The sequence below is a fragment of the Achromobacter sp. PD1 genome, assembly GCF_048541815.1.
GTDB classification, from domain to species: Bacteria; Pseudomonadota; Gammaproteobacteria; order Burkholderiales; family Burkholderiaceae_B; genus Achromobacter; species Achromobacter bronchisepticus_A.
In genome coordinates this window covers 499,283-524,893 of sequence record NZ_CP183349.1, presented here as the reverse complement: position 1 = coordinate 524,893, position 25,611 = coordinate 499,283, and the positions used below count along the sequence as shown (strand labels likewise).

27 protein-coding genes are annotated in these 25,611 nt (G+C 66.6%); 20 read left to right on the top strand and 7 right to left on the bottom strand.

Annotated features, from left to right (window positions below):
• Positions 1-59 precede the first annotated feature (59 nt).
• The 12 genes from ACM1PE_RS02425 (at position 60) to ACM1PE_RS02370 (ending at position 12,722) form a co-directional block, all read left to right on the top strand.
• The gene (locus ACM1PE_RS02425; protein WP_118931777.1) at positions 60-1,196 is read left to right on the top strand and encodes an NAD(P)/FAD-dependent oxidoreductase; all 1,137 of its coding nucleotides are present in this window, start codon (positions 60-62) and stop codon (positions 1,194-1,196) included.
• 28 nt (positions 1,197-1,224) lie between these two features.
• On the top strand, positions 1,225-1,641 hold the full coding sequence (locus ACM1PE_RS02420; protein ID WP_059375227.1) for a RidA family protein: 417 nt from the start codon (positions 1,225-1,227) through the stop codon (positions 1,639-1,641).
• A 127-nt stretch (positions 1,642-1,768) separates the two neighbouring features.
• Complete coding sequence (locus ACM1PE_RS02415; RefSeq protein ID WP_419342500.1) at positions 1,769-3,214, top strand: M81 family metallopeptidase; 1,446 nt, start codon at positions 1,769-1,771, stop codon at positions 3,212-3,214.
• Positions 3,215-3,266: 52 nt separating this feature from the next.
• Positions 3,267-4,838, top strand: a complete 1,572-nt coding sequence (locus tag ACM1PE_RS02410; protein ID WP_059375234.1) for an ABC transporter substrate-binding protein — start codon at positions 3,267-3,269, stop codon at positions 4,836-4,838.
• Between the two features lie 52 nt (positions 4,839-4,890).
• Positions 4,891-5,826: an ABC transporter permease gene (locus ACM1PE_RS02405; protein WP_419342499.1), complete on the top strand. Its 936-nt coding sequence runs from the start codon at positions 4,891-4,893 to the stop codon at positions 5,824-5,826.
• Positions 5,827-5,840: 14 nt separating this feature from the next.
• Complete coding sequence (locus ACM1PE_RS02400) at positions 5,841-6,716, top strand: ABC transporter permease (protein WP_054450278.1); 876 nt, start codon at positions 5,841-5,843, stop codon at positions 6,714-6,716.
• Between the two features lie 8 nt (positions 6,717-6,724).
• Positions 6,725-7,732, top strand: coding sequence for an ABC transporter ATP-binding protein (locus tag ACM1PE_RS02395; protein ID WP_419342498.1), 1,008 nt, complete (start codon positions 6,725-6,727; stop codon positions 7,730-7,732).
• 8 nt (positions 7,733-7,740) lie between these two features.
• Positions 7,741-8,754: an ABC transporter ATP-binding protein gene (locus ACM1PE_RS02390; RefSeq protein ID WP_280016084.1), complete on the top strand. Its 1,014-nt coding sequence runs from the start codon at positions 7,741-7,743 to the stop codon at positions 8,752-8,754.
• 12 nt (positions 8,755-8,766) lie between these two features.
• Positions 8,767-10,221: an N-acyl-D-amino-acid deacylase family protein gene (locus ACM1PE_RS02385; protein WP_419342497.1), complete on the top strand. Its 1,455-nt coding sequence runs from the start codon at positions 8,767-8,769 to the stop codon at positions 10,219-10,221.
• An 82-nt stretch (positions 10,222-10,303) separates the two neighbouring features.
• On the top strand, positions 10,304-10,936 hold the full coding sequence (locus tag ACM1PE_RS02380) for a helix-turn-helix domain-containing protein (RefSeq protein WP_059375252.1): 633 nt from the start codon (positions 10,304-10,306) through the stop codon (positions 10,934-10,936).
• A 257-nt stretch (positions 10,937-11,193) separates the two neighbouring features.
• Positions 11,194-11,373 carry a hypothetical protein gene (locus tag ACM1PE_RS02375; RefSeq protein ID WP_059375255.1) on the top strand — a complete coding sequence of 60 codons (180 nt, stop codon included), beginning with the start codon at positions 11,194-11,196 and terminating at the stop codon, positions 11,371-11,373.
• A 140-nt stretch (positions 11,374-11,513) separates the two neighbouring features.
• Positions 11,514-12,722 carry an NAD(P)/FAD-dependent oxidoreductase gene (locus ACM1PE_RS02370; protein WP_059375260.1) on the top strand — a complete coding sequence of 403 codons (1,209 nt, stop codon included), beginning with the start codon at positions 11,514-11,516 and terminating at the stop codon, positions 12,720-12,722.
• Between the two features lie 33 nt (positions 12,723-12,755).
• Here ACM1PE_RS02370 and ACM1PE_RS02365 read toward each other — a convergent pair whose 3' ends face one another.
• The 6 genes from ACM1PE_RS02365 to ACM1PE_RS02340 form a co-directional block, all read right to left on the bottom strand.
• A complete protein-coding gene (locus ACM1PE_RS02365; protein WP_419342496.1) occupies positions 12,756-13,322 on the bottom strand; it encodes a GrpB family protein in 567 nt (188 codons plus the stop codon).
• A gap of 41 nt (positions 13,323-13,363) precedes the next feature.
• A complete protein-coding gene (locus ACM1PE_RS02360; protein WP_059375267.1) occupies positions 13,364-13,633 on the bottom strand; it encodes a hypothetical protein in 270 nt (89 codons plus the stop codon).
• A 116-nt stretch (positions 13,634-13,749) separates the two neighbouring features.
• On the bottom strand, positions 13,750-14,925 hold the full coding sequence (gene argE, locus ACM1PE_RS02355) for an acetylornithine deacetylase (protein ID WP_419342495.1): 1,176 nt from the start codon (positions 14,923-14,925) through the stop codon (positions 13,750-13,752).
• A gap of 42 nt (positions 14,926-14,967) precedes the next feature.
• On the bottom strand, positions 14,968-15,933 hold the full coding sequence (locus tag ACM1PE_RS02350) for a LysR substrate-binding domain-containing protein (RefSeq protein ID WP_059375270.1): 966 nt from the start codon (positions 15,931-15,933) through the stop codon (positions 14,968-14,970).
• A gap of 183 nt (positions 15,934-16,116) precedes the next feature.
• The gene (locus tag ACM1PE_RS02345) at positions 16,117-16,788 is read right to left on the bottom strand and encodes a DUF1028 domain-containing protein (RefSeq protein WP_118931771.1); all 672 of its coding nucleotides are present in this window, start codon (positions 16,786-16,788) and stop codon (positions 16,117-16,119) included.
• 20 nt (positions 16,789-16,808) lie between these two features.
• Positions 16,809-17,222, bottom strand: coding sequence for a RidA family protein (locus ACM1PE_RS02340; RefSeq protein WP_059375273.1), 414 nt, complete (start codon positions 17,220-17,222; stop codon positions 16,809-16,811).
• 384 nt (positions 17,223-17,606) lie between these two features.
• Here ACM1PE_RS02340 and ACM1PE_RS02335 point away from each other — a divergent pair, with 384 nt between their 5' ends.
• The 8 genes from ACM1PE_RS02335 to ACM1PE_RS02300 all read left to right on the top strand — a co-directional run bounded on the left by ACM1PE_RS02335 (position 17,607) and on the right by ACM1PE_RS02300 (position 24,344).
• On the top strand, positions 17,607-18,404 hold the full coding sequence (locus tag ACM1PE_RS02335) for an Asp/Glu racemase (protein ID WP_059375276.1): 798 nt from the start codon (positions 17,607-17,609) through the stop codon (positions 18,402-18,404).
• Between the two features lie 46 nt (positions 18,405-18,450).
• The gene (locus tag ACM1PE_RS02330) at positions 18,451-19,242 is read left to right on the top strand and encodes a transporter substrate-binding domain-containing protein (protein WP_059375279.1); all 792 of its coding nucleotides are present in this window, start codon (positions 18,451-18,453) and stop codon (positions 19,240-19,242) included.
• An 84-nt stretch (positions 19,243-19,326) separates the two neighbouring features.
• Positions 19,327-20,040, top strand: a complete 714-nt coding sequence (locus ACM1PE_RS02325) for an ABC transporter permease (protein ID WP_059375281.1) — start codon at positions 19,327-19,329, stop codon at positions 20,038-20,040.
• Positions 20,030-20,719, top strand: coding sequence for an ABC transporter permease (locus tag ACM1PE_RS02320; protein WP_059375283.1), 690 nt, complete (start codon positions 20,030-20,032; stop codon positions 20,717-20,719). The genes ACM1PE_RS02325 and ACM1PE_RS02320 overlap by 11 nt, the downstream gene beginning before the upstream one ends.
• Before the next feature lie 38 nt (positions 20,720-20,757).
• On the top strand, positions 20,758-21,543 hold the full coding sequence (locus ACM1PE_RS02315) for an amino acid ABC transporter ATP-binding protein (RefSeq protein ID WP_419342494.1): 786 nt from the start codon (positions 20,758-20,760) through the stop codon (positions 21,541-21,543).
• Positions 21,544-21,568: 25 nt separating this feature from the next.
• The gene (locus ACM1PE_RS02310) at positions 21,569-22,594 is read left to right on the top strand and encodes an ABC transporter substrate-binding protein (RefSeq protein ID WP_419342493.1); all 1,026 of its coding nucleotides are present in this window, start codon (positions 21,569-21,571) and stop codon (positions 22,592-22,594) included.
• Between the two features lie 72 nt (positions 22,595-22,666).
• Positions 22,667-23,521 (top strand): ABC transporter permease, encoded by an 855-nt coding sequence (locus tag ACM1PE_RS02305; RefSeq protein ID WP_419342492.1) that lies wholly within the window; start codon positions 22,667-22,669, stop codon positions 23,519-23,521.
• Between the two features lies 1 nt (position 23,522).
• Positions 23,523-24,344, top strand: coding sequence for an ABC transporter permease (locus ACM1PE_RS02300; RefSeq protein ID WP_118931768.1), 822 nt, complete (start codon positions 23,523-23,525; stop codon positions 24,342-24,344).
• A gap of 295 nt (positions 24,345-24,639) precedes the next feature.
• On the opposite strand, the gene ACM1PE_RS02295 is transcribed toward ACM1PE_RS02300, so the two are convergent.
• Positions 24,640-25,599 (bottom strand): 2-hydroxyacid dehydrogenase, encoded by a 960-nt coding sequence (locus tag ACM1PE_RS02295; protein WP_419342491.1) that lies wholly within the window; start codon positions 25,597-25,599, stop codon positions 24,640-24,642.
• Positions 25,600-25,611 lie beyond the last annotated feature (12 nt).

Genomic DNA, 25,611 nt, shown 5'->3' with positions numbered 1-25,611 from the left:
CGTCAAAAAACTATCGTATTCGAGAATTATCAAATAAGAGAATTCTCGCTTCCGACAAAATGACAGCAGAACCCCTATTCGATTACGCCGTGATCGGCGCCGGCATCGCTGGCGCTTCCGTGGCCTACCGCCTGAGCGCCACGGCCTCGGTGGCCGTGTTGGAACGCGAGGCCCAGCCGGGCTACCACTCCACCGGCCGATCCGCGGCCATGTTCATGGAAACCTACGGCACGGACCAGATCAAGGCGCTCACGCGCGCCAGCCGCGCCTTCTACGAAAATCCGCCGCAGGGCTTCAGCGAGCATCCGCTGCTCAGCCCGCGCGGCGTGCTGTACATCGCCACGCCCGAACAGCAGGACCTGCTGCGCCAGGTCTATGACGACTTCCGCAGCCAATCGCCCAATGTGACGCTGATCGACGCCGAAGCGGCCGTCGAGCGCGTGCCCTGTCTGCGCGCCGACCAGATCTGCGGCGCCATCGAAGAACCGGACGCCCGCGACATCGACGTGCACGCGCTGCACCAGGGCTTTCTGCGCGGCATGGCGCGCCAGGGCGCGGTGCTGCACAACAACGCCGAAGTCGTGTCGGCCGCGCATGCGGACGGCGTCTGGACGCTGACGCTGGCCGATGGCCGCAGCCTGCGTGCGCGGGCGCTGGTCAACGCCGCCGGCGCCTGGGCTGACCATACCGCGACCCTGTGCGGAGCCTCGCCCGTCGGCCTGCAGCCGTGCCGGCGCACCGCCTTCACGTTCTCCGGCCCGCAGGACGTGGACTTTGCCCATTGGCCCGCGGTGGTCGGGGTCGACGAAAGCTATTACTTCAAGCCCGATGCCGGCCAACTGCTGGGATCGCCGGCCAACGCCGACCCGGTCGCCGCGCATGACGTGGTGCCGGAAGAACTGGACGTGGCCACCGGCATCTACCGCATCGAAACCGCGACCTCGCTCACCATCCGCCGCCCCAAGCACACCTGGGCCGGCCTGCGCTCCTTCGTGCGCGATGGCGATTTCGTGGTCGGCTGGGACGCCGATGCGCCCGCCTTCTTCTGGCTGGCGGCCCAAGGCGGCTATGGTATCCAGACGGCCGCGGCGACTTCTGAGCTGGCTGCCGCACTGCTCACGCACCAGCCTCTGCCCGCCCATCTGCAAGCGCACGGCGTGGACGCCGAAGCCGTGCGTCCCGCGCGATTGCGCTGAACCCTCCCCTTGCCTGCGAGAGTCCACCATGACCACCATTGCCCGCTACCCCAGCCCCCTGCCCCTGCCGTTCTCCCGCGCCACCCAGGCCGGCGGCTTCCTGTTCCTGTCGGGCCAGATCCCGATGGACGCCAACGGCCAGGTCGTGCGCGGCGACATCGCCGCCCAGACCCATGCCGCCATCGAGCGCATCAAGGAAACGCTGGCCCTGGCGGGCGCCACCCTCAAGGACGTGGTGCGCGTGACGGTGTGGCTGTCGGACCTGGAACTCTTCGCGCAGTTCAACGACGCCTACCGCAGCCATTTCTCTTCCGACTTCCCCTCGCGTTCAACGGTCGAGGCCAAGCTGGCCATGGGCGTGGACGTGGAAATCGAGGTGCAGGCCTGGCTGGGCGCGGCGGCCGTGCACGGCGGCTACACCCCGGGCCCCGTGTCCGAAGCCTGAGCCCGCGCCGCGGGCCGGTCCCATTGCTAGCCACCCCCTGGCCCTGGCGCCAGGCGGTGCGGTCTTTTTCTTGCGCTCGCGGCAACGCCGGCGCCCCCATGTGCACATCCTTACGCGGAGCGGCAGCATGAAAATCTTTTCCGGGTCCCTGGCGACCGAGACGAATACCTTCTCTCCCATCCCGACCGGTCTGTCGGCCTATCGGGCGCGCGGCTACTATCCCGCGGGCCAGCATCCGGACCGCATGCAGATGTTTTCGGGGCCGCTGTGGGCCGCGCGCCAGCGCGCCCAGGGCAAGGACTGGACCCTGGTCGAAGGCCTGACCGCCGGCGCCACGCCGGCCGGCGTCACCACCCGCCACGCCTACGAAACCCTGCGCGACGAACTGCTGGGCGATCTGAAGCGCGCCGGCCGCGTCGACATCGCCCTGTTCGGCCTGCACGGCGCCATGGTGGCCGACGGCTACGACGACTGCGAAGGCGACCTGCTGCGCCGCGCCCGCGAGATCGTGGGTCCCGACACCGTGATCGGCGCCGAACTGGACCCGCATTGCCACATGACGGCAGACATGGTGGAAAGCGCCGACTTCCTGGTCTGCTTCAAGGAGTATCCGCACACCGACATCCTGGAGCGCGCCTACGACCTGGTGGACCTGTGCGTGGCGCGCGCCGAAGGCCGCATCAAACCCACGCGCGCCGTGTACGACTGCGAGATGATCTCCATCATGCACACCAGCCGCGAACCCATGCGCAGCTTCGTGGACCGCCTGCTCGCCATGGAAGGCAAGGAAGGCGTGCTGTCGGTATCCATCGCGCATGGCTTCCCGTGGGGCGACACGCCCGACATGGGTTCCAAGGTGCTGGTCTATACCGACGGCGACCAGGCCCAGGCCAACGCCCTGGCGCGCGCGCTGGGCGAAGAGATCATCGGTTTCCGCGAGCAGCTGGCGCCGCCCTACCCCGGCGCCGACGAAGCGCTGGACCAGGCCCTGGCGTTGAACGACTTTCCGGTGGTGCTGGCCGACTCCGCCGACAACGCGGGCGGCGGCGCGCCCAGCGACGCCACCTTCATCCTGGAACGCGTGCTGGCGCGCGGCATCACCGACGTCGCGACCGGCCCGTTCTGGGACCCGGTGGCCGTGCAGCTCTGTTTCGAGGCGGGCGAAGGCGCGCGCATCCAGCTGCGCATCGGCGGCAAGGTCGCGCCGGTGTCGGGCCAGCCGCTGGACCTGGATTGCGAAATCGTGGCGCTCAAGCGGGACGCCATCATGACCGGGTTGGCCGGCACGCCCGCGCTGCTGGGTGACGTGGCCATCGTGCGCAGCCAGGGCGTGACCATCGCCCTGACCACCAACCGCACCCAGGCCATGGGCACCGACCTGTTCACGCAGTTCGGCGTGGACCTGCAGGCCATGAAGCTCATCATCGTGAAATCGTCGCAGCACTTCTACGCCTCGTATTCGCAGGTCGGCCGCCACGTCATCTACGTGGAAACGCCGGGCGCCATCACCACCGACTACAACGCGCTGCCTTACACCAAGCGCAAATTGCCGAAGTGGCCGTTCAAGGCCTGAGGCTCAACGATCGCCGCCCGAGCAGGGCATGGGAATAACGAAGGGGATAACAATGATCAGACGTTTCAGTTTGCTGGGCGCAGCCGCCCTGCTGGCCATGGGGGCCGCCACCGGCGCGCTGGCGCAGACCAAGACCCTGCGCCTGGTGCCGCACGCGGACCTCAAGACGCTGGACCCGCTGTTCAACACGGCCTACATCACGCGCAACCACGGCTACATGGTGTTCGACACCCTGTTCTCGCAGGACAGCAAGGGGCAGGTCAAGCCGCAGATGGTGGACAGCTGGACCGTATCCGAAGACGGCAAGAGCTGGAGTTTCACCTTGCGCCCGGGCCTGAAGTTCAACGACGGCACGCCCGTCAAGGCCGAGGACTGCGTGGCGTCGATCCAGCGCTGGGCCAAGAAGGACACGCTGGGCCAGGCCATGATGGCCGCGGGCGCCGAACTCGCGGCGACCGGCGACAACAGCTTCACGCTGACGCTCAAGGAGCCTTTCGGCCTGGTGCTGGACGCCTTGTCCAAGCCTTCCGGCATGCCGCCCTTCATCATGCCCAAGCGCCTGGCCATGACGGACCCGAACACCCAGGTCACGGAAATGGTCGGTTCGGGCCCCTTCCTCTTCAAGCGCGATGAATGGGTGCCGGGCAACAAGGTCGTGTACGTGAAGAACCCGGCCTATGTGCCGCGCGCGGAGCCCGCCGACGGCCTGGCCGGCGGCAAGAACGTCAAGGTGGACCGCGTCGAGTGGGTCTACATCCCCGACGGCAACACCGCCACCGCCGCCCTGATGAACGGCGAGGTCGACATGATCGAACAGACCACGCCCGACTTCCTGCCCGTGCTGGAAACCAACAAGGACATCACCCTGAACACGTCCGTCGCGACGCAGGGCATGGTCATCCTTAATTCGCTGCATCCGCCCTTCGACAACCAGCTTGCCCGCCAGGCGCTCTACCACCTGGTGAACCAGAAGGAAATGCTGTCGGCCATGGGCTACCCGGAGAAATACCGCGTCGACTATTGCCCCAGCCTCTTCGTCTGCGGCTCGCCGCTGGCCAGCGACGCGGGCGCGGCGCCCTACGCCAAGACCGATCCGGCGCGCGCCAAGCAACTGCTGCAGGAAGCCGGCTACAAGGGCGAGAAGGTGGTGGTGCTGTACCCCACGGACCACCTGAGCGCGCCCGCCGTCATGGTGCTGACGCAGAACATGAAGAAGGCCGGCATCAACGTCGACCTGCAATCCATGGACTGGGCTTCGCTGGCCGGCCGCCGCCTGAAGAAGGATCCGCCGGCGCAAGGCGGCTGGAACGTCTTCCTGACCTGGGGCGGCTATTACGACGCCAGCACGCCGGTGACCAACCCCTGGATGTCCGCCGCCTGCGGCAACAGCCTGCCGGGCTGGCCCTGCGACAAGGAGCTCGACACGCTGCGCACCAGCTGGATCCGCGAAACGGACCCGGCCAAGCGCAAGGACATCGCCGCGCAGATGCAGGCGCGCGCCTACCAGAGCGTGCCCTATGTCATGTGGGGGGAATTCAAGCCCGTGTCCGCATTCCGCGGCCTGCAGCACACCGAGCTGCTGAAGACCGGCATCCCGGTGATGTGGAACATCGAAAAGCCGTAAGGCGGGCGCCGGGCGCCGCGTGCGCCCGGCCACAAGCCGGGGGAAAACCAGCGTGAAATACATACTGCGCCGCATCGCGGCCGTCATTCCTGTCATGGCCGTGGTCGCGGTCGTGGTGTTCCTGCTGATCCACCTGTCGCCGGGCGATCCCGCGGCCGTGATCGCGGGCGACAACGCCACCGCCGACGACGTGGAGAAGATCCGCCAGAACCTGGGCCTGGACAAACCGTTGCTGCAGCAGTTCGGCATCTGGGTCAGCCACATCGCCACCGGTGATCTGGGCACTTCGATGTCGACACAGATGCCGGTCTCGCAGCTGATCGGCCAGCGCATGGGACCGACGCTGTCCATCGCCATCTTCACCATGCTGTTCGCGGTGATCGTGGCGATTCCGCTGGGCGTGCTGGCGGCCTGGCACGCGGGACGCTGGCTGGACCGGCTGGTCATGATAGGCGCGGTCTGCGCATTCTCGGTGCCGGTGTTCCTGATCGGCTACAGCCTGGTCTACGGCTTTTCGATCAAGCTGGGCTGGCTGCCGGTGCAGGGCTACAAGCCCCTGGCCGAGGGCGTGGTGCCCTACCTGCGCCATCTGGTGCTGCCTTGCCTGTCGCTGGGCCTGGTCTACATGGCGCTGCTCACGCGCATGACGCGCGCCACCATGCTGGAGGCCCTGTCCGAGGACTACATCCGCACCGCCCGCGCCAAGGGCCTGGCGGCTGGCCCCATCGTCTGGCATGCGCTGAAGAACGCCGCCAATCCCATCGTCACCACCATCGGCGTGGGCGTGGCCCTGCTGATCGGCGGCGTGGTGGTCACGGAAACCGTATTCGCGATTCCCGGCCTGGGCCGCCTGACCATCGACGCCGTGCTGCGCCACGACTATCCCGTGATCCAGGGCGTGCTGCTGGTGGCCTCGGGCATCTATGTCCTGATCAACCTGCTGGTCGACCTGAGCTACCGGCTCTTCGATCCGCGCATCCGCTATTGAACCGGGGGCAACGCATGACTACCACTACCCTGTCCCTGCCCGCGCGGCGCCCGCGCCACCGCCGCGTGCTGCGCTCGCTGCGCCGCCATCCCATGCTGTACATAGGCGGCGCCATCCTGCTGGCGCTGGCCGCGATTGCGCTGGCCGCGCCCTGGCTGGCCACCGTCGACCCGCAGGACATCAATCCGCTGGCGCGCATGAAGCCGCCGTCATCGGAACACTTCTTCGGCACCGACGCGCTGGGCCGCGACGTCTATTCGCGCACTGTCTGGGGCGCCCGCGTCTCCCTGGTGGTCGGCATCGTGGTGGCGGTGGTCTCCACCGTGGCCGGCGTGGCGCTGGGCATGGCGGCGGGCTACTTCCGCCGCATCGACGCGTTCATCATGCGCATCATGGACGGGCTGATGGCCATCCCCGGCGTGCTGCTGGCCATCGCCTTGATGGCCACGCTGAAGGGCGGCCTGGGCACCGTGATCATCGCCATCGTCATTCCCGAGGTGCCGCGCGTGGTGCGGCTGGTGCGGGCGCTGGTGCTGACGATACGCGAGCAACCCTATATCGAGGCCGCCATTTCGTCCGGCACGCGCGTACCCGCGATCCTGCTGCGCCACATCCTGCCCAACCTGTTCGCCCCGCTGATGGTGCAGGCCACCTTCATCGCGGCATCCGCCATCCTGACCGAGGCCGTGCTGAGCTTCCTGGGCGTGGGCATACCGCCGCAGATCCCCAGCTGGGGCAACATCATGGCCGAAGGCCGCAACTTCGTCGCCGTGGCCTTCCACATCATCCTGTATCCGGGCCTGTTCCTGGGCGTGGCCGTCCTGGCCGTCAATCTGGTGGGTGACGGCCTGCGCGACATGCTCGATCCCCGTCTGGCCAAAAAGCTGTAGGAGCGCACATGCAAACCCAACCCGTCTTGCGCGTGCACGACCTCACCACCTGTTTCGACGGCGATGAAACCACCGTGCTCGCCGTGGACCGCCTGTCCTTCGACCTGATGCCTGGCGAAACGCTGGGACTGGTCGGCGAATCCGGCTGCGGCAAGAGCGTCACGTCCCTGTCCATCATGCGGCTGTTGCGCGCCCCCGGGCGCGTGGCCGGCGGCCGCATCGAGTTCGACGGCCAGGATCTGCTGGCGCTGTCTGAAAGGGCCATGCGCGCGATCCGCGGCAACCAGATCTCGATGATCTTCCAGGAACCCATGACCTCGCTGAACCCCGTGTTCACGGTGGGCCGCCAGATCAGCGAATCGCTGATGCTGCACCAGGGCCTGTCGCGGCGCGAGGCCATGGCGCAGGCCGAATCGCTGCTGGAGCTGGTTCAGATCTCGGACCCGGCGCGCCGCGTGCGCGAGTATCCCTACCAGCTGTCCGGCGGCATGCGTCAGCGCGCCATGATCGCCATGGCGCTGGCCTGCCAGCCCAAGGTCCTGATCGCCGACGAGCCCACCACCGCGCTGGACGTGACCATCCAGGCGCAGATCCTGCACCTGCTGCGGGAAATCCAGCAGCGGCTGGGCACCTCCATCGTGCTGATCACCCACGACCTGGGCGTGGTCGCGCAGATGTGCCAGCGCGTCATCGTGATGTACGCGGGACGCAAGGTCGAGGAAGGCAGCGTTGACGACATCCTGGACCGCGCCCAGCACCCCTACACCCAGGCGCTGATCCGCTCGCTGCCGGACTTCGCCGACGGCCAGGACCATACAGCGCGGCTAGCCGAATTGCCCGGCATCGAGCCGGTGATGACGCCCGAGTCGCGCGGCTGCGCCTTCGCGGCGCGCTGCCCGGAAGCGCAGCCGCGCTGTTCCGAGCAGGCGCCGCCCGCCGCCGATGCCGGCAGCCGCCACCGCGTCTGGTGCTGGGCCCGCGCGGCCGAACCCGCTCCCGCCGCCCTGACCGCCTGAGGCCCGCCATGAACCTGCACGACATCCCCCTTGCGAGCGCCGTGTCCGCGCCCGCCGCCGACGCCCCGCCCATGCTGGAAGTCATCGGCCTGAAGAAGCACTACCCCGTGGACAGCGGCAGCGGCGCCAAGGTGCTGCGCGCGGTCGACGGCGTTTCCCTGTCGGTGCCGCGCGGCCAGACGCTGAGCCTGGTGGGCGAATCCGGCTGCGGCAAATCCACCACCGGCAAATGCCTGATCCGCCTGACCGACCCCACCGAGGGCCGCATCCTGCTGGAAGGCCGCGACCTGGCCGCCATGAACAGCCGCGAACTGCGCGCCATGCGCCAGCGCATGCAATTCATCTTCCAGGATCCGTTTTCCTCGATGAACCCGCGCATGCGGGTGCGCGACATCATCGGCGAGCCGCTGCGCGCCTTCGGCCACAGCCGCGCCGCCATCCGCGAGCGCGTCGCGCAGTTGCTGGCCCGCGTCAGCCTGCGTCCGGACGCCGCCGACCGCTACCCCCACGAGTTCTCCGGCGGCCAGCGCCAGCGCATCGTGATCGCGCGCGCGCTGGCGCTGGATCCGGGCCTGATCGTTTGCGATGAACCCGTATCGGCGCTGGATGTGTCGGTGCAGGCGCAGGTCATCAACCTGCTGATGGACCTGCAGCGCGACCTGGGGCTGACCTACGTTTTCATTTCGCACGACCTGAGCGTGGTGCGCCACATCAGCCACCGCGTTGCCGTGATGTACCTGGGCAAGATCGTCGAGACCGGCACCCGCGAGGCCATCTTCGAACGCCCCGCCCATCCCTATACCCGCGCCCTGCTGGCCGCCGTGCCCTCGGCCCGCCAGGGCGAGCGCAAACCCGTGGAAGTGCTGAAGGGCGAAATACCCAGCCCGCTGTCGCCGCCCTCGGGCTGCGCCTTCCGCACCCGTTGTCCGATGGCGCAGCCGCGTTGCGCCGAGGAAGCGCCGCAGCCGCGCCAGATCGCCCCCGAACAGCAGGTCGCCTGCCACTTCGCCACCCCCCTTTAGCCGGAGATACGCATGTCCCAGACCGACGCCACCCCGTTCGATTACATCCTTGCCGGCGGCACCGTCATCGACGGCACCAACTCGCCCGGCCGGCTTGCCGACGTCGGCGTGCGCGGCGACCGGATCGCCGCCGTCGGCGACCTGAGCGCCAGCAGCGCCCGCCGGCGCATCGACGTGGCCGGCAAGGTGGTGTCGCCGGGTTTCATCGACTCGCACACGCACGACGACAACTACCTGCTCAAGCACCGCGACATGACGCCCAAGATCTCGCAGGGCGTCACCACCGTGGTCACCGGCAACTGCGGCATCAGCCTGGCGCCGCTGGCACATGCCAACCCGCCCGCGCCGCTGGACCTGCTGGACGAAGGCGGCTCGTTCCGCTTCGAGCGCTTCTCCGACTACCTGGAGGCCCTGCGCGCCGCGCCGCCCGCCGTCAACGCCGCCTGCATGGTGGGCCATTCCACCCTGCGCGCCGCCGTCATGCCCGACCTGAAGCGCGAAGCCACGGCCGGGGAGATCCAGGCCATGCAGGCGCTGGCCGACGACGCGCTGGCCAGCGGCGCCATCGGCATTTCCACCGGTGCCTTCTACCCGCCCGCCGCCCACGCCAGCACCGAGGAAATCATCGAGGTCTGCCGCCCGCTGGGCACACATGGCGGCGTCTACGCCACCCACATGCGCGACGAGGGCGAACACATCGTGGCGGCGCTGGAAGAGACCTTCCGCATCGGCCGCGAGCTGGACGTGCCGGTGGTGATCTCGCACCACAAGGTCATGGGCAAGCCCAACTTCGGCCGCTCCAAGGAAACGCTGGCGCTGATCGAGGCCGCCATGGCCAGCCAGGACGTGTCCCTGGACGCCTACCCCTACGTGGCCGGCTCCACCATGCTGAAGCAGGACCGCGTGCTGCTGGCGGGCCGCACGCTCATCACCTGGTGCAAGCCCTTTCCCGAACTGAGCGGGCGCGACCTGGAGGAAATCGCCGCCGAGCGCGGCAAGTCCAAGTACGACGTGGTGCCGGAGCTGCAGCCCGCGGGCGCCATCTACTTCATGATGGACGAGCCCGACGTGCAGCGCATCCTGGCGTTCGGCCCCACCATGATCGGCTCCGACGGCCTACCCCACGACGAGCGTCCGCACCCGCGCCTGTGGGGCACCTTCCCGCGCGTGCTGGGCCATTACTCGCGCGACCTGGGCCTGTTCCCGCTGGAGACCGCGGTCTGGAAGATGACCGGCCTGACCGCCGCCAAGTTCGGCCTGGCCGAACGCGGCCAGGTGCAGCCCGGCTACTACGCCGACCTGGTGGTCTTCGACCCCGCCACCGTGGCTGACTCGGCCACCTTCGAGCGTCCCACCGAGCGCGCGGCGGGCATCCACTCGGTCTACGTCAACGGCGCGCCCGTCTGGGAAGGCCAGGCCTTTACCGGCCAGCACGCCGGCCGCGTCCTCAACCGGGCGGGAGCCTGATCCCGGCCAGCCCTTACAATCCGGCATACGCAGCGGGGCTTGCGGGCCCTGCCCCAATCACCCCTACCTGCCAGATCGCTACATGGCCCTACCCGGCACTACATCCCCGCCCGAGATCGTCGGCAAGGAAGAAATGGGCGCTCGCCTGCGGGCCGAGCGCAAGGCGCGCAAGATGACCCTGCAGGCGCTGTCCCGCGCCAGCGGCATCGCGGTCTCGACGCTGTCCAAGGCGGAGCTGGGGCAGATCGCCCTCAGCTACGAGAAGTTCGCCGCGCTGGCCGGCGCGCTCGGCATAGACATGACCCGCATGTTCATGCTGCCGGACGCCTCGCAGGCCGCCGTCGCCCCCACCTTCGTCAAGAACAAGCTCAGCGACGCCCGCGACTACGTCACCGAGAACTACCACTACCGCTTGCTGATGGGCGAATACCCCGGCAAGAAGATGACGCCCATGCTGGCGCTCATCGACTCGCGCAAGGTGGTCGAGTTCGAGGACTACATCCGCCACCCCGGCCAGGAATTCGCGGTGGTGCTGTCGGGCAAGGTCCGCATCCAGTTCGAAAACGGCGACAGCGTCGTGCTGGGCAAGCTGGAGACCGCCTACTTCGACAGCAGCATCGGCCACGTGTACCTGTCCATGAGCAAGAAGCCCGCCGAAGTGCTGGCGGTTTGCAGCGACGTAGGCGAGGTGCCGTCGCGGCTCAAGGCGCCTTGAGCCGCTGGCGCCCCCGGGGCATCGTCATCCGGCGGGTTCTCCGCGCGGACCTGGTCCGCGCCTGCCGGGCGGCCGCAAGCGCCGCTGGCATATGGCTGTCATACTCGCGGGCGATACTGGCGTTCGAATATCCGCCAGCCCCCGAATCCCGGGCGCGCGCCGGATATTCATATAAAAGGTAATTCGTTGGCCGCCACCCCCGGCCGCCTTACGATACCTGGCATCGACTGGGCCTGACGCCCGCAGGAATGCTCCACATGCAACGCTTGATATCCCCGATTCTTACCCGCCGCCCGGTGCTGCTGGCCGGTCCGCTCAGCGCGCGCCGCTACGACGCCGTGGTTTCCCTCAACGCCCACCGCGAAGCCCGCAGGCTGCGCGAATCCGCCCAGCGCATCCTGGCCGTTTCCGCCCGCTACATGCTGCCGGGCGCCTGAGCCCGTCCCCCAACGCCGCGGCCTGATCCTCTCCAGGCGCGCAGCGCCCTTCGCGTCCTGCATGCAGTTCCTCCAGCTGCCACCTGCGGTAGCATTGCCGATTCGGCCCGAGACCGGGCCAGGCAGAACAGGAGTCATGCATGCAGAAGGTGGTAATCGTCGGCGGCGGCCACGCGGCGGCGCAATTGTGCGCCAGCCTGATAGAAGGCGGCTTTCCCGGCAGCCTGACGCTGGTGTGCGAAGAGGCCTCGCTGCCCTACCATCGCCCGCCGCTCTCCAAGACCTACATCAAGGATCCGGAAGCTCCGATCCAGCTGCTGCGCCCCGAGGCGGTCTACGCCGACGCTGGCGTGCAGGTGCTGCTGGCCGATCCCGCGGTCGGCATAGACCGCGACGCGCGCGTGCTCACGCTGGCTTCGGGCAAGCAGCTGGACTATGACGCGCTGGTGCTGGCCACCGGCACGCGCGCGCGGCGCCTGCCGGACGTGCCCGAAGAACTGCAGAACCTGATCTACCTGCGCAACGCCGACGACGCCGCGCGCCTGCGCGCCGCGATCGCCGACGCGCCGTCGGTCACGGTCGTGGGCGGCGGCTTCATCGGCCTGGAAATCGCGGCCACCGCGGGCGCCCTGGGACGCCCGGTCACCGTCTTCGAGTCCGCGCCGCGCCTGCTGGCGCGCTCCGTGTCGCCCGAGGCCTCGGAACACGTCGCCCGCGTGCTGCACGACTCCGGCGTAGACCTGCGCCTGTCCTCCGACCTGCAACACATCCGGACCGAGAACGGCCGCGTGCGCAGCGTAGTCGTCAACGAGGTGGAGCATCCGGTGGACCTGCTGGTCGCCGGCATCGGCGCCGTGCCCGAGATCACGCTGGCGCAGGCCGCCGGCCTGGACTGCCTGAACGGCATCGTGGTGGACGGGCTGATGCAGACTTCCGCGCCCGGCATCTACGCCATCGGCGACTGCACCTCGTTTCCGTATGCGCGCTGGGGCAAGACCCTGCGCCTGGAATCGGTGCAGAACGCCAACGACCAGGCCCGCACCCTGGCCGGCGTGCTGCTGGGCACGAAAACGCCGTATCACGCCCTGCCCTGGTTCTGGTCCGATCAGGGCGCCTTGCGCCTGCAGATCGCCGGCCTGGCGCCGCCGGACACCGAGCGCGTCCTGCGGCCCGGCGCCAAGCCCGGCAGCTTCTCGATCCTGCACTTTGCCGACGGCCATCTGGTCTGCGTCGAATCGATCAACGCCCCGATGGACCACCTGGCGGCGCGCAAGCTGCTGGAGCTGGGCCTCAACCCGCCCCGCGACGTGCTGGCCGACCCCGCCGTGCCGCTGAAAAGCCACTATTGAAGCGGATAGGGATGATATCCGCGCCGGCGCGCCTCAGATAAAGCCGGCGGCGCGGAACATGCGTTCGTAGATCTGGCGCAGGACCGCTTCCTTGCGCTTGTTGTAATCCATGACCTGCATCATGCCGTCCGCCGCCATACGCTTGGCCTGGGCATACAGATCGCGGTCGGCCGCGTGCCGGCGCAACCAGTCGCGGAACATCCGGTGCCGGATATTCTCGGGACAATCGGGGCCGAATACATGCAGGTTCACGCGCGGCGCGGCCAGCTGCAAAAGACGGTGCTGATGCCAGGACGGCTCCCGTAAAACCAGCACGTAACCGGCGGTTTCCAGCGCGGGGACATAGGCGTCCTCCTGCTCGGGGTCGGCCACCGTCAGATCAATATCGATTACCGGCTTGGCCGGCAAGCCCGGAACCGCGGTCGACCCCATGTGCTCGACCGCCAGCGCGGCCGGCCCCAAAGCCTCGCGCACCTGCGTTTCAAGCTGGGCATAACGGGCCGGCCAATCGGGGTCATAAGGTACTACCGCGACCTGCTCCGGCGCAGGCTTGCCGCGAACCCAGGGATCCTCGTCCGGGTCCGAGTCGTAGTGCCGCATGATTTCTTCAGGCGTGGGCGCGCGCCGGTTCCCTGCCGGGGTCAATTGCCGAAAGCGCGGCGCAGGCGCTCCAGTTCGGCGATGTTCAGGCGCTTGGCTTCCGCTTCGGCGTAGTTCCGTTCCCCTGATTCATACGCGCCCTTGTAGATGCACTTGCCGCGGCTCGCGCACTCGCCGCCGGCGCGGGCAGTGGAGGAATACGACTTGGCTGCACCCTGCTCCGAAGTCTTGGGACCGCTGGAGGAGCAGCCGGCCATCAGCGCAGCCGCAAAAATCGCCACACCATAGCGGCTCAACGTTTGAATGGACATTTCCTGGCTCTACAGAAAAGCTGTAGCCGCTGTTATAGCAGGCTCTCGCAGCCCCGGCTCAACGGGCGATTGCTTCAAAACGTTGCCACGTAGCCAGCGATCCCGCGCTCCGGCGCCTAAACCATCAAATACTGCGTCAACTTCTCCAGCATGGCGTCGCAGGCTTGCAGCTGCGAAAGTTCGACGTACTCGTCGGCCTTGTGCGCCACCTCGATGCTGCCGGGGCCGCAGATCAGCACCGAGGTCTGCGCCCACAGCTGCTGGAACAGCCCGCCTTCGGTGCCGAAGGCAGCCTTGGTGAGCGAGGTGTCCGGCGGCAGCCACGAGGCCAGCAGCGCCACGGCCGCCGAACCGTCCGCCGTGGCCAGGCCGGGATAGCTGTTGACCACTTCGACCCGGGGCGGTTCGGCCTCGGGCCGGGCGCCCGCGGCGCGCATCTTCGTCCTGGTCAGCTCCAGCACCCGCTCCAGGATCTGGCTCGGGTCGTCCTGCGCGACGTTGCGGATCTCGAAATTGACTTCGCATTCCGCGGGCACGATGTTCAGCGCCGTGCCGCCCTTGATGGTGCCGGCATGCACCGTGGTGTATGGCACGTCATAGCCGGCCTCGCGCGGTCCGTGTTCGGCCAGGTCGCGCTGCACGTCGCGCAGCGCGCCGATCAGATCGCTGGCCGTATGGATGGCGTTGACGAAATGCGGCGCCAGCCCGGAATGGCCCGCCTGGCCGCAGCACACGGCCCGGTAGGCCGCCTTGCCCTTGTTGCCGGTGCCGATCTTCATCAGCGTGGGCTCGCCCACCACGCACAGCAACGGTGCGGGCTCCATGTCTTGCAGCGCGCGCAGCAGGTGGCGCACGCCGACGCAGCCGATTTCTTCATCGAACGACAGCGCCAGATGCAGCGGGCGCGCCAGCGGCAGGCGAGCCGCGCGGATCATGGCCATCACGGCGCAGGCGACGAAGCCCTTCATGTCGGCGCTGCCCCGACCATAGATGCGACCATCGCGCTCGGTCGCCTGAAAGGGCGGCGTGGTCCAGGGCTGCCCCGTCACGGACACCACATCGGTATGGCCCGAGAGCAGGATGCCGGGTACTTCCAAAGGGCCGACGGAAGCGAACAGATTGCTACGCCTGGCGTCCTGCGGGTCCGCCGCCAGCGTGGATGCGATGCCCGCCTGCGCCAGCAATTCCCGCACCCGTTCTATGAGGTCGATATTGGGCGTCAGCGTGACGGATTCAAAGGCGAGCAGTTCGCGCAATAGGTCTGGACTGTTGTCCGGGGTCGGTGAGCTCATGGCATGGATCTGCAAAAGACGGACGGCGCGCGCGCCGTCCATTCACTTGTTTTCAGGAGGCACGTAGGGATCGAAGAAGCTGCCTTCGCTCATGCCCGGAATGTACTGGTCCGAAATGTAGGCGCGGCAGCGCTGCATGAACACCTCGGTCAGGCGCGACGGCTTCATCGGTTTGTAGGTGGTGAGCCCGAGCAGCATCGGCCGGTGTTCGCCCACCAGGCGCAGCCGCACCAGGCGCTTGCCGTCCAGGGCCTGGGTGGACTTCGGCCGCACGTTGAACAGGGCGTAGCCGATGCCGTTGGCCACCATGGACCGCACTACTTCCTCAGAGCGCGAGCGCGCCACGATGTTCGGCTCCAGGCCAAACTTCGCGAACAGGGACATGAAGTAGTCGCGGCTCAGGGGCAGGTCCAGCAACACCATGGGCAAGCGCGCCAGTTCTTCCAGCGTTACCGCAATCTGCTGCGACAGCGGATGCAGCTCGCTGACCACCACGTGCGGCGGCAGGCGCGCCAGCGCCTCGAACGATATCTCGTCGCCCAGCCTCAGGTCGTAGCTGAGCGCAACGTCGATCTCCAGCGTATGCAGCTTGTCGATCAGCAACTGCTGATCGCCTTCGACCATGTGCAGCTCGACCTTGTCGAATGCGCGCGAGAACCCGAAGATCACCTCGGGCGCGATCATGGCCGTGAGCGACTGGAAGCAGCCCACGCGCAAGGTGCCCTGGATGGTGTTGCTGGAAACGGATGCAATCTTGTAGAGGCGCGACGCGCGCTCGAGCAGATCTTCGCATTCGCTCATGACCTGCTGGCCTAGCACTGTCAGCGCCAGGCCCTTGGACGGATGCCGCACGAACAGCTGCACGTCCAATTCGGTTTCGACATGTGCGATGGCAGCCGAGATCGACGGCGCCGAAATGTGGATCTGGTTGGATGCCGCGGCGATACTGCCATGCTTGGCAGTGGCGACGAAGTACTCCATCTGGCGCAGCGAAATGCGATTGAGCATAGTCCGAAGTGAGAAAACTGGAGCAGGCTGGAAGGAGGCGGCGGTCCGCTGCGCAGGCCGCCGGCGCGGCCCGGCGCCAGCGTCAACCGCACCGTGCAAAAGTGTATCCACTATGCCCTGACAGCGGGGCATGGCGCTCCTCGGGTTTTCTCGCACTCGCCGCAAGCGGCAAGCCGCAAGCGCTCACGGATTGCCTGGCACGCCAAAGCTCGGCGCGGCGCGCGGGTCCCTGGCGCGGGTGATGTAGGCCTCGATCTGCGGCTCGTAGACCTGCCAGGCCTCGTACAGCCGTTCGACGGGACCTTGCTCGACCCAGTCCATGCGCAAATCGACGATGGGCCAATCCAGGTCCGCCACCACCAGCAGCCCGGCCGAATGCACCGGCCCTTCTTCGCCGCCAGCCGCCTGGCCCGCCAGCATGGCCTGCATCAGGCGCTCGGCCAACGAACCCGAGGCCTGCTCGAACGCCGACAACATGGCCGCCGGCACTTCCAGCGACGCCAGCATATTGCCCGCGCATGCGGCATGCTCGCCTTGCGCGTCGGCCAGGCGACCCAGCGCGTTCGAGCCCGTGAATATGGCCGGCGCCTGGGTGGCATCGATGGCCATCAGCTGCCGGTAGCTGATGAAAGGACGTTCGGCCAGCGCCTGCAGCGCGCCTTCGGGCGTGCGGCCCTCGGCCATCGCGTCGAGGATGAGCGGCCCCAGGGCGGGGTCGGTGATGTTCTGGCTGACCGCCGCGCCTACGCCCGCACGCGCACGGATGCAGCGCGCCGCGACCGCGGGCGACGAGGACGAAACAGCCGCGCCGAATTGGCCGGTGGCCGGGCAGCGGGCAATGATGGAGAAAGTCATGAGCTGGGCCTCCTGCGGCGTCAATCCGGAATAACGGCAGTCGCGTCGATTTCCACCAGCCACTCGGGGCGCGCCAGCGCTGACACCACAATGCCGGTGGACACGGGGAACACGCCCTTGAGCCATTTTCCGACCACGCGGTAGACCGGCTCCCGATAACGCGGGTCGATGATGTAGATCGTGATCTTGCAGATATCCTGCAGCTCGCCGCCGGCCTCCTTGAGCAACATGTCGATGTTCTTCATCGCCTGTTCGGTCTGGCCCGCCGCATCGCCGATGCAGACGCTCTCCGAGGTGTCCAGATTCTGGCCAATCTGCCCGCGCAAGAAGACGGTGCTGCCGCGCGCGACGACGGCCTGGCACAGATCGTTATCGAGGTTCTGTTCAGGGTAGGTTGCCTTGGTATTGAAGGTGCGTATGCGCTTGTGCTTCATGGCTCGTATCTGCATTAGGGTTTATCCGGAGACCCCGCGCCCGCCTGGCTGGCGGCATCGCACAAGGCCGTTACCTGCCCGCTGATGGTCGGTCCAAGCGGGAACGCAGCCTATTTGTTTTTTCCGGCGTCCCGTCTCGGAAATCCTGACGCGGGCGGCGCCCGCCGCCATGCGCATGCGACCTGCCTCGGCGGCCGCGCGGGGCCATCAGGAAAATCGATCCATGCCAACGGAAAAGGCGACTTGGTGCCTCGGATGGCCTCTCGCATCATTGGTTTTCGCTGGCGTGGCCGGTGCGGCGGGCGGCGGCAACGCCCGGTCCCGGATCGACGGCCGACGTCACCAGATGCAATCCGCAGCAACCTCACCTTACAAGGGATCCGGATGAACACCGCCTCAACGCCGGCGCAAGCCGCCTATCCCCGATTCCGCTACGACGGCTCGGGCGACCTGGCCCGCATCGGGCTGATCTACATCGCTTCCAGCGTCGTGATGGAAGAAGAAATGTGGGCCATGTCCGCTCCAGGGGTTTCCACCCATACCGCGCGCATCAAGCTGCCCAAGGTCACGGTGCAAGGCATCGAAGAGATGATGAACGCGCCTGAACTCGAACAGGCCGCGCGCCTGGCCGGCGCCGCTCCCATCGACGTGCTGCTGTTCGGCGGCACCAGCGCCTCGTTCCTGCATGGCACCGCCTACGACCAGGCGCTGATCCAGAAGCTGCGGCAGTGGGTGCCGGGGCCGCAGATCACCACCGCCTCCACGGCGACGCTCGCGGCGCTGAAGAAGGTCAAGGCCGGCAAGGTTGCGCTGGCCACGCCCTATCTTCCGGAGATCCACGAGCGCGCCATCCGCTTCCTGCAGGAAAACGGCCACGAGGTCGTCAAGAGCGCCTGCCTCGGCATCTCTGACGATCACGCGCTGGCCGAGGTCTCGCTGGAAAAGGTCTACGACCACGTGCTCTCGGTCGATCACCCCGACGCGACGGCCATCTTCGTCTCGTGCACCAACTTCCGCACCGTCGGCGCCATCGAGGCGCTGGAACAGAAACTCGGCAAGCCGGTGATCTCGGCCATCCAGGCTTCGTTCTGGCATTGCCTGGATCTCACCGGCGCGGCGGGCGCCAAGCCCGGCTACGGCTCGCTGTTCAACGGCAACCTGAGCAAGGCCGCAGCGATGTAGACCATTCAACGAAGTGCATGACCAATAAATAAGCAAGGGGAAAATAATGCATCTACACCAAACCATCACGGCGCTGACGCTCGCAGGCGCCTCGCTGTTCGCTGTGACGCCCGCCCAAGCCGAGAAGCTGGTGCTGGGCAACGAAGGCAGTTATCCGCCCTTCAGCATGGTCGACCCGTCAGGCCGCCTGACCGGCTTTGAACCCGACCTGGCGCGCGAGATGTGCAAGCGGATGAAGGTCGATTGCGAGATCGTCGTCATGGACTTCAAGGCCCTGATCCCGGCGCTGCTGCAGAAGAAACTGGATGCCGTGGTCAGCCAGACCAAGCCGCTGCCGGAGCGCAAGGAAAAAGTGCTGTTCGGCCGACCGGTGCTGTTCAACCCGGACTCCTATGTGGTGCCCGAGGCCAAGAACTACACCTTCACGCCGGAGGGCCTGAAGGGCGTGCGCATCGGCCTGCAACGCGGCTCGGCCCAAGCCAAGTACGTGGGCGAGACATTCGGCAACGCAGTGCAGATCGTGTTCTACGACAACCCCGACCAGATCCGTCTCGACCTGGCCAACGGCCGGCTCGACATGAGCCTGGGTCCCAAGATCAGCTGGACCAATGAGTTCCTGTCCAAGCCCCAGGGCAAGGGCTGGAAGTTCGCTGGCGGCGATCTGTGGACTGGCGGCGGCGAAGCCGGATCGAGCTGGATCGCCCGCAAGGACGGCGGCGAACTGCTCAACCGCATGAACGTCACGCTGGACACCATAATCAAGGACTGCACCTTCACCAAGCTGCGCAAGCCGTACATGGAAGTAGAGCTGCTGCCCGAGGAAGCGGCCTGCCGCTAGCAGGATTCGCGCGCGCCGCCCGAGTCCCCGGCACGAGCTTGCCGGACCGGGCGGAACTCCACCCACGCTTGCCAGGAAGACCTCATGCCTTCGATGGGTTTCGTGCAGCAACTCGCGACCGGCGCAATGATGACGATCCAGGTCGCCGTCTGCGCCTACCTGCTGGCGCTCGCGATCGGGACGTTCTTCGCCCTGATCACGCTGCGGCCGACATGGCTGGCCAAGATCGTCTGGATTCCGTATGCCTCCATCTTCACGGGGGTGCCTTCGCTGCTGGTCGGTTTCCTGTTCTATTACGGCGGCTCGCAGATCGTCGCCAGCCTGCTCGCGCCGTTCGGCATCGACCAGCAGATCGAGGTAACGCCGTTCATGGCGGCGGTAGCGGCGCTGGGCATGGTGTATGGCGCCTATCTGGCCGACCTGATCCGCAGCGCGATCCAGAACGTTCCCCACGGCCAGTTCGAGGCCGCGCGGGTGCTGCTGGTGCCGCGCACCGCCATCTGGCTCAAGGTGATCCTGCCGCAGATGCTGCGGCTGGCCCTGCCCGGCATGACCAATATGTGGATCGTCGTGCTCAAGGACACCGCCCTCATCTCCCTGATCGGCCTGAAGGAAATCATGGCCTACGCCAAGCTTGCCTCGGGCGTGACCAAGGAGCCTTTCGTCTATTACATGCTTGCGGCCGGCTTCTTCCTGATGATGACCTGGCTCACCTACTACGTGGCGCGCCGTGTCGAAACATGGGCTGCGCGCGGCTTTCATCCCGTCGTGACCAAGGGAGCGTCGCATGCACTTTGACTTCCAGGTAGCCTGGGACAGCCTGCCCAAACTGCTGGCCGGCGCCGGCACCACCTTCGCCGTGCTGCTGCCGGTGCTGGTCATCGGCCTGCTGCTGGCGCTGCCGGTGGCGCTGGCAAGCTTCCGGCCCGGTGCGCGCGCGCTCTTCGCCAGCAGCTACATCGGCTTCTTCCGCGGCGTCCCCAGCCTGGTGCTGCTGTACCTGATCTACAGCGGACTGCCGCAGTTCTCCATCGTGCGCGACACCCCCTTGTGGAGCGTCTTCTCCAACGCCTATGTCTGCGCCTGGCTGGGCCTGGCGCTGACCCATTCCGGCTTCATGGCGGAGATCATCCGCGGCGGACTGGCGGCAATACCCCGGGGCACGATCGAAGCGGCGCAGACCCTGGGCCTGAAGCCTGCGCAGATCCTGTTCCGCCTGCGCCTGCCGCTGGTGGCGCGCTATGTGCTGCGCGCCTATCAGAATGAATTGCTGATCATGGTGAAAAGCACGGCGGCCGTCAGCGCCATCACGCTGGTCGACCTCACCGCGGCCGCCAACACCGTGTTCGACTACACCTATGACCCGTTCACGCCCCTGATCACGGCGGCGGCGATCTACTGGTGCATCACCAACTGCATACGACTTGGCTTCTCGATCGCGGACCGCAAGTTGAACCGCTATCTCGCCAGGGCCTGAACCGCCCGGCCGACCGAACTATCAGAGCGCGAACCATCATGACTGCCATCCTGTCCAGCATCACGCCGCCTGTCTCCGCCACCCTGTCCGAGTGCGCGCCCGCGGTCTCCATCTCGGGTTTGAACAAGTTCTACGGCGCCTTCCACGCCCTGCGGGATATCCACCTGGAGGTCTCCAACGGCGAGATCGTCATCCTCTGCGGTCCTTCCGGATCCGGCAAGTCGTCCCTGATCCGCTGCATCAATCATCTGGAACAGCATGACTCGGGCGACATCCGGGTCAACGGCGCCGAACTGACCCGGCGTCCCGAAGACGTGGAGAAAGTGCGGCGCCAGCTGGGCATGGTGTTCCAGAACTTCAACCTCTTTCCGCATATGACGGTGCTGGACAACTGCACCTTCGCGCTGAAGATCGCCTTGAAGGTTCCAGCCCGCGAGGCCGACCAGACGGCGCGCGAATACCTGGCCAAAGTCAATGTGATCGAGCAGGCCGACAAGTATCCGATCCAGCTTTCCGGTGGCCAGCAGCAACGCGTGGCCATTGCCCGCGCGCTCTGCCTGCGCCCGCGCATCATGCTCTTCGATGAGCCGACCTCGGCGCTCGATCCGGAATCGGTCGGCTCGGTGCTGCGCATCATGGAAAACCTGGCGCAGACCGGCATCACCATGATCTGCGTCACCCACGAAATCGGCTTCGCCCGCAGGGTGGCCGACCGCTGCGTCTTCATGGAGCGAGGCGAAATCATCGAGACCGCGCCCACTGAACAGTTTTTTGGGGCGCCCCGCAGCGAGCGCCTGAAGAATTTCCTCGAGCAGGTTCTGTAGTCAACCATATAGACAAGGGGTTGTCATGATCAAGAAACTCATAGGCGCCGGCATGCTTGCCGGCGCGGCTCTCTCCGCCACGGCGCAGGCGCAGGATGCGCTGGTGGTCAGCACCTGGGGCGGCAGCTTCCGCGATCTCATCGACGAGAATATCGGCCGCGAGTTCACGCGGCAGACCGGCGTGCCGGTGAAGTACATCACGGGCGGCACCATAGACCGGCTGAACAAGGCCAAGCTCGCCACCAAGCCGGAAAGCGACATCACGTTCACCACGTCGCATATCGGCTGGCTCTATGTCAACGCCAACCTGTACGAAAAACTTGACCTGAGCAAGATCCCCAACTACTCGCACCTGGTCGACCGGGCCAAGATCAGCCCGTACCATATCGGCAGCTGGGCGTACGTGTACACCATCGGCTACCGCCCCGACCTGGTTCCCGCGGACGTCACCTTCAACAGCTGGAACGATCTGTGGAGCCCGGCGCTGAAAGGCAAGCTGTCCGCGCCCGATTTCGACCCCAGCCACATCATCGACATTTCGGCATTGCTGTCCGGCGGCGACGCCAGCACCTGGGAAAAGGGGCAGGAAAAACTCAAGGCCCTGAAACCCAATTTCAAGGCTTTCTACACCAACGACGCCAACAGCCAGCAGCTGATCGCCGCCGGCGAAACGCCGGTGCAGGTCGTGCTGTCCATGAATGCGTACTACATGATCGGCCAGGGCGTGCCCATCAAGGTGGCGATGCCCAAAGAAGGCGCGGTGCTAGGTGTCGATACCATGGCCATCATGAAAGGCAGCGCCAAGACCGACCTGGCCTACAAGTTCATGGACATCGCGCTGTCGCCCGAGGTGCAGGCCAAGATCGTGGCAGCCAAGAAGGCCAGCCCCGTCGTCGACAACGCCAAGGTCTCGCCTGAAGACGCTGCCCTTCCTGGCGTCTTCACGACCAAACAGCAATGGGACACCCAGGCCATCGTCATCGACGACAAGCTGCGCGCGGAGAAAACGGCCGAGTGGCGCAAGTGGTTTACCGAGAACATCATGAATTGATAACGCAAGGCCGCGGCCCCTTGGGGCCGCGGCGCCGCCACGTCCTCAACGTAAACCAAGGATGGGTTCACCATGGATGCGCGTTCCACCCTGAGGGGATGGCTGATATCCCCGGCAAGCTTCATCGCCCTGTGCATCTGCGTCGCCATGGCGGCCGTGCTGCAGTACAGCTTGCGCACCTTCATTCCGGGTTCGCTGGACGTCGGCGGCCTGACGCTGACGAACTTTTCGGGCATGGGCAAGCAGATCTATATCGATGCCTTCACCAACACCTTGCGCCTGAGCGTGGAGACAACGGTCTGCTCCCTGCTCGTGGCCTACCCGCTGGCGTACGCCCTGGTCCGGGTGCGCAACCGCGCCATCAAATCCTTCATCCTGATCGTGTCCATCACGCCGCTGTTCCTGGGCGAGATCGTGCGCACCTATTCCTGGATCATCGTGCTGGGCAGCACGGGCTTCATCAATTCGATGCTGCTCAAGATGGGCCTGATCGATACGCCGCTCACACTGATGTTCAGCCATCTGGGCGTGCTGGTGGCGCTGGTGCACGTCACCATCCCCGTCGTGGTGCTGATGCTGGCCACGGCCATCTCGCACATCGACCGCGACTACGAAAAGGCTGCTGAAAGCCTGGGCGCGGGGCCGGTACGCACCTTTCTGACGATCACCCTGCCGCTGTCCATGCCCGGCATCCTGGCCAGCATCACCACCTCGTTCGCCTGGACCTTCAGCGCCTTCGCCACGCCGCAAATGATAGGCGGGGGCCGCGTGCCGACGGTCTCGACGCTGGTCTACCAGCTGGGATTCTCGTCGATGAACTTCCCCCTCGCCGCCAGCCTGAGCGTCATGGGCCTGGGCCTGACGGCGATCTCGCTGATGCTGCTCGGCCAGGTCACGCGCCGTCTCAAGGTCATCGGAGGACATTGACATGAGCATCCGCAAATCCCTGCCCCTGTGGCTGCGCATCGGCGCGCCGGTGCTGATCACGCTGATCCTCGCCTTCGTGCTGCTGCCGGTAGTCGTGGTGATGCTGGCCTCCTTCAACGACAAGGCCCTGCTCACTTTTCCGCCGCAGGCCTGGTCCTGGCGCTGGTTCGAGCGCGTCTTCACCTACGCCGATTTCCGCGATGGCTTTCGCGCCAGCATGGTGGTGACGCTCTGGTCCTCGCTGCTGGCGCTGGTCATCGGCACCGGCCTGGCGATCGCCGTCAAGCGCATGGCGTTTCCGGGCAAGAACATCCTGCAAGCCATCCTGCTCTCGCCGCTGGTGATTCCCCATTTCACGGTCGGGCTGGGCCTGCTGATCCTGGCGGCGCAGCTGAACGTGGACCGCGGCTACGGGATCGTGATTCTGTGCCACGTCATCCTGGTCCTGCCGTTCGTGCTGCGCAGCGTCTATGTCTCGATGGAGAACCTGGACGAACGCCTGGAGCAGAGCGCCGCCAGCCTCGGCGCCTCGCCCGTGCGGGTGCTGTTCACGATTACCGTGCCTCTGCTGGCGCCCGGACTGTTCGGCGGCTGGCTGTTCGCGGCCATCATGTCATTCAGCGAATTCACCGCCTCGCTGTTCGTGACCACCCAGAGCACGCAGACCTTGCCAGTGACCATGTACAACTATGTGCGCGAGTTCGCCGACCCGACCCTGGCTGCGCTGTCGGTGGTGTACATCGTGGTGACGGCCGCGCTGTTGATCTTCGCCAACCGTTTCCTCGGGCTGAGCAGGATCCTCAATATCGAGGACAACCACTAGAGAATTTCGGGGTGGAATGTTGCCGATTGGTTTGGTGAGATCAGGTTCTTGAGCCGCCGGCGTCCGGACTGCGGGATTCCGATGCTCGCCCCGGTGGGGCTGCGCTTCGGATCCCTCCGCCCGGCCACCGGCTTGCGGCATCTGCCCATGAACGGGGTCCAAAACCGACGCATTAGACGACTGTCAGCCGAGGTGGTCCGGAGCCATCCGAAGCGCAGCCCCATTGGGGCGAGCATCGGAATGGCGCAGGGCTGCCTCGGTGGCTAAAGAACCCTGACATCCGCAAGACCCAACGTCAATAGCCGCGCGCGGGATCTACGCGGTTGGCGGGCTCCAGGCCCTGGTTGACGCGCAGTATGTTGTCGGCGATCTGTCCGGCGGCCGATGCTGGAATGGCCACCGAAGCCAGGTGCGGCGTGATCAGCACGTTGTCCATCGCCCAGAGCGGGTCGCCAGCGGGCAGGGGCTCGCGCTCGAACACGTCCAGCGTCGCGCCGCCCAGATGGCCGCTGCGCAGCAGATCGGTCAGGGCTGCCTGGTCCACCAACGCGCCCCGGGCCACATTGATCAGGGCTGCTCCGCGGGGCAGACGCTGCAAACGTTCGCGATCCAGCAGGCCGCGGGTCTGCGGCGTCAGCGGCAGCATCACCACCAGGATGTCCGCGCGCGACAGCACCGTGTCCAGCGACTCCATGCCGGCGTGGCACTCGACGCCTTCGATGCTGCGCGGGCTGCGCGACCAGCCCAGCACCGTCAACCCCTGGCGGCGCAGCTCCTGCGCCGCGCAGGCACCCAGCTCGCCCAGGCCCAGCACCGCCACACGCACGTCCTCGGGCGAACGCGGATGGCGGTAGGCCCACTCGCCGCGCCGCTGCGCCGCCTCGAAATACGGAATATCCCGCGCATAGCGCAGGGTGGCGAACAGCACGTAGCCCGCCATCATGCGCGCCATGTTCGGATCCGTGATGCGCGTGATGGGCACGCCGGCCGGCAGGTCCTCGCGGCCCACCAGCGAATCCACTCCCGCGCCCAGGTTCACGATAAGGCGCAGGTTCTTCATGCGGTCGAAGAAGCCCTGCGGCGCCTTCCAGGCCAGTGCGTAATGGATGCTGGCCGGGTCGTGCGCCTCGCTGCCGCGCACCATGCGCAGGTCCGGCAGGCGCGCCTGCATGGCGTCGCGCCAGGCCGTGTAGTCGTCGAACTCGCTGTAGAAAACCATCGTGCCCGACACGGCCGGGCGGGAGGATGCATGCATGGCGGGGCGACC

Bases quoted from the DNA above. Each gene is read 5' to 3' on its own strand.
- ACM1PE_RS02385 (WP_419342497.1), top strand. From the start codon at position 8,767: ATGTCCCAGACCGACGCCACCCCGTTCGATTACATCCTTGCCGGCGGC.
- ACM1PE_RS02425 (WP_118931777.1), top strand. From the start codon at position 60: ATGACAGCAGAACCCCTATTCGATTACGCCGTGATCGGCGCCGGCATC.
- ACM1PE_RS02310 (WP_419342493.1), top strand. From the start codon at position 21,569: ATGATCAAGAAACTCATAGGCGCCGGCATGCTTGCCGGCGCGGCTCTC.
- ACM1PE_RS02410 (WP_059375234.1), top strand. From the start codon at position 3,267: ATGATCAGACGTTTCAGTTTGCTGGGCGCAGCCGCCCTGCTGGCCATG.
- ACM1PE_RS02395 (WP_419342498.1), top strand. From the start codon at position 6,725: ATGCAAACCCAACCCGTCTTGCGCGTGCACGACCTCACCACCTGTTTC.
- ACM1PE_RS02345 (WP_118931771.1), bottom strand. From the start codon at position 16,788: ATGACTTTCTCCATCATTGCCCGCTGCCCGGCCACCGGCCAATTCGGC.
- ACM1PE_RS02380 (WP_059375252.1), top strand. From the start codon at position 10,304: ATGGCCCTACCCGGCACTACATCCCCGCCCGAGATCGTCGGCAAGGAA.
- ACM1PE_RS02325 (WP_059375281.1), top strand. From the start codon at position 19,327: ATGCCTTCGATGGGTTTCGTGCAGCAACTCGCGACCGGCGCAATGATG.
- ACM1PE_RS02370 (WP_059375260.1), top strand. From the start codon at position 11,514: ATGCAGAAGGTGGTAATCGTCGGCGGCGGCCACGCGGCGGCGCAATTG.
- ACM1PE_RS02335 (WP_059375276.1), top strand. From the start codon at position 17,607: ATGAACACCGCCTCAACGCCGGCGCAAGCCGCCTATCCCCGATTCCGC.
- ACM1PE_RS02305 (WP_419342492.1), top strand. From the start codon at position 22,667: ATGGATGCGCGTTCCACCCTGAGGGGATGGCTGATATCCCCGGCAAGC.
- ACM1PE_RS02330 (WP_059375279.1), top strand. From the start codon at position 18,451: ATGCATCTACACCAAACCATCACGGCGCTGACGCTCGCAGGCGCCTCG.
- ACM1PE_RS02375 (WP_059375255.1), top strand. From the start codon at position 11,194: ATGCAACGCTTGATATCCCCGATTCTTACCCGCCGCCCGGTGCTGCTG.
- argE (WP_419342495.1), bottom strand. From the start codon at position 14,925: ATGAGCTCACCGACCCCGGACAACAGTCCAGACCTATTGCGCGAACTG.
- ACM1PE_RS02320 (WP_059375283.1), top strand. From the start codon at position 20,030: ATGCACTTTGACTTCCAGGTAGCCTGGGACAGCCTGCCCAAACTGCTG.
- ACM1PE_RS02400 (WP_054450278.1), top strand. From the start codon at position 5,841: ATGACTACCACTACCCTGTCCCTGCCCGCGCGGCGCCCGCGCCACCGC.
- ACM1PE_RS02415 (WP_419342500.1), top strand. From the start codon at position 1,769: ATGAAAATCTTTTCCGGGTCCCTGGCGACCGAGACGAATACCTTCTCT.
- ACM1PE_RS02365 (WP_419342496.1), bottom strand. From the start codon at position 13,322: ATGCGGCACTACGACTCGGACCCGGACGAGGATCCCTGGGTTCGCGGC.
- ACM1PE_RS02315 (WP_419342494.1), top strand. From the start codon at position 20,758: ATGACTGCCATCCTGTCCAGCATCACGCCGCCTGTCTCCGCCACCCTG.
- ACM1PE_RS02350 (WP_059375270.1), bottom strand. From the start codon at position 15,933: ATGCTCAATCGCATTTCGCTGCGCCAGATGGAGTACTTCGTCGCCACT.
- ACM1PE_RS02390 (WP_280016084.1), top strand. From the start codon at position 7,741: ATGAACCTGCACGACATCCCCCTTGCGAGCGCCGTGTCCGCGCCCGCC.
- ACM1PE_RS02420 (WP_059375227.1), top strand. From the start codon at position 1,225: ATGACCACCATTGCCCGCTACCCCAGCCCCCTGCCCCTGCCGTTCTCC.
- ACM1PE_RS02300 (WP_118931768.1), top strand. From the start codon at position 23,523: ATGAGCATCCGCAAATCCCTGCCCCTGTGGCTGCGCATCGGCGCGCCG.
- ACM1PE_RS02295 (WP_419342491.1), bottom strand. From the start codon at position 25,599: ATGCATGCATCCTCCCGCCCGGCCGTGTCGGGCACGATGGTTTTCTAC.
- ACM1PE_RS02340 (WP_059375273.1), bottom strand. From the start codon at position 17,222: ATGAAGCACAAGCGCATACGCACCTTCAATACCAAGGCAACCTACCCT.
- ACM1PE_RS02360 (WP_059375267.1), bottom strand. From the start codon at position 13,633: ATGTCCATTCAAACGTTGAGCCGCTATGGTGTGGCGATTTTTGCGGCT.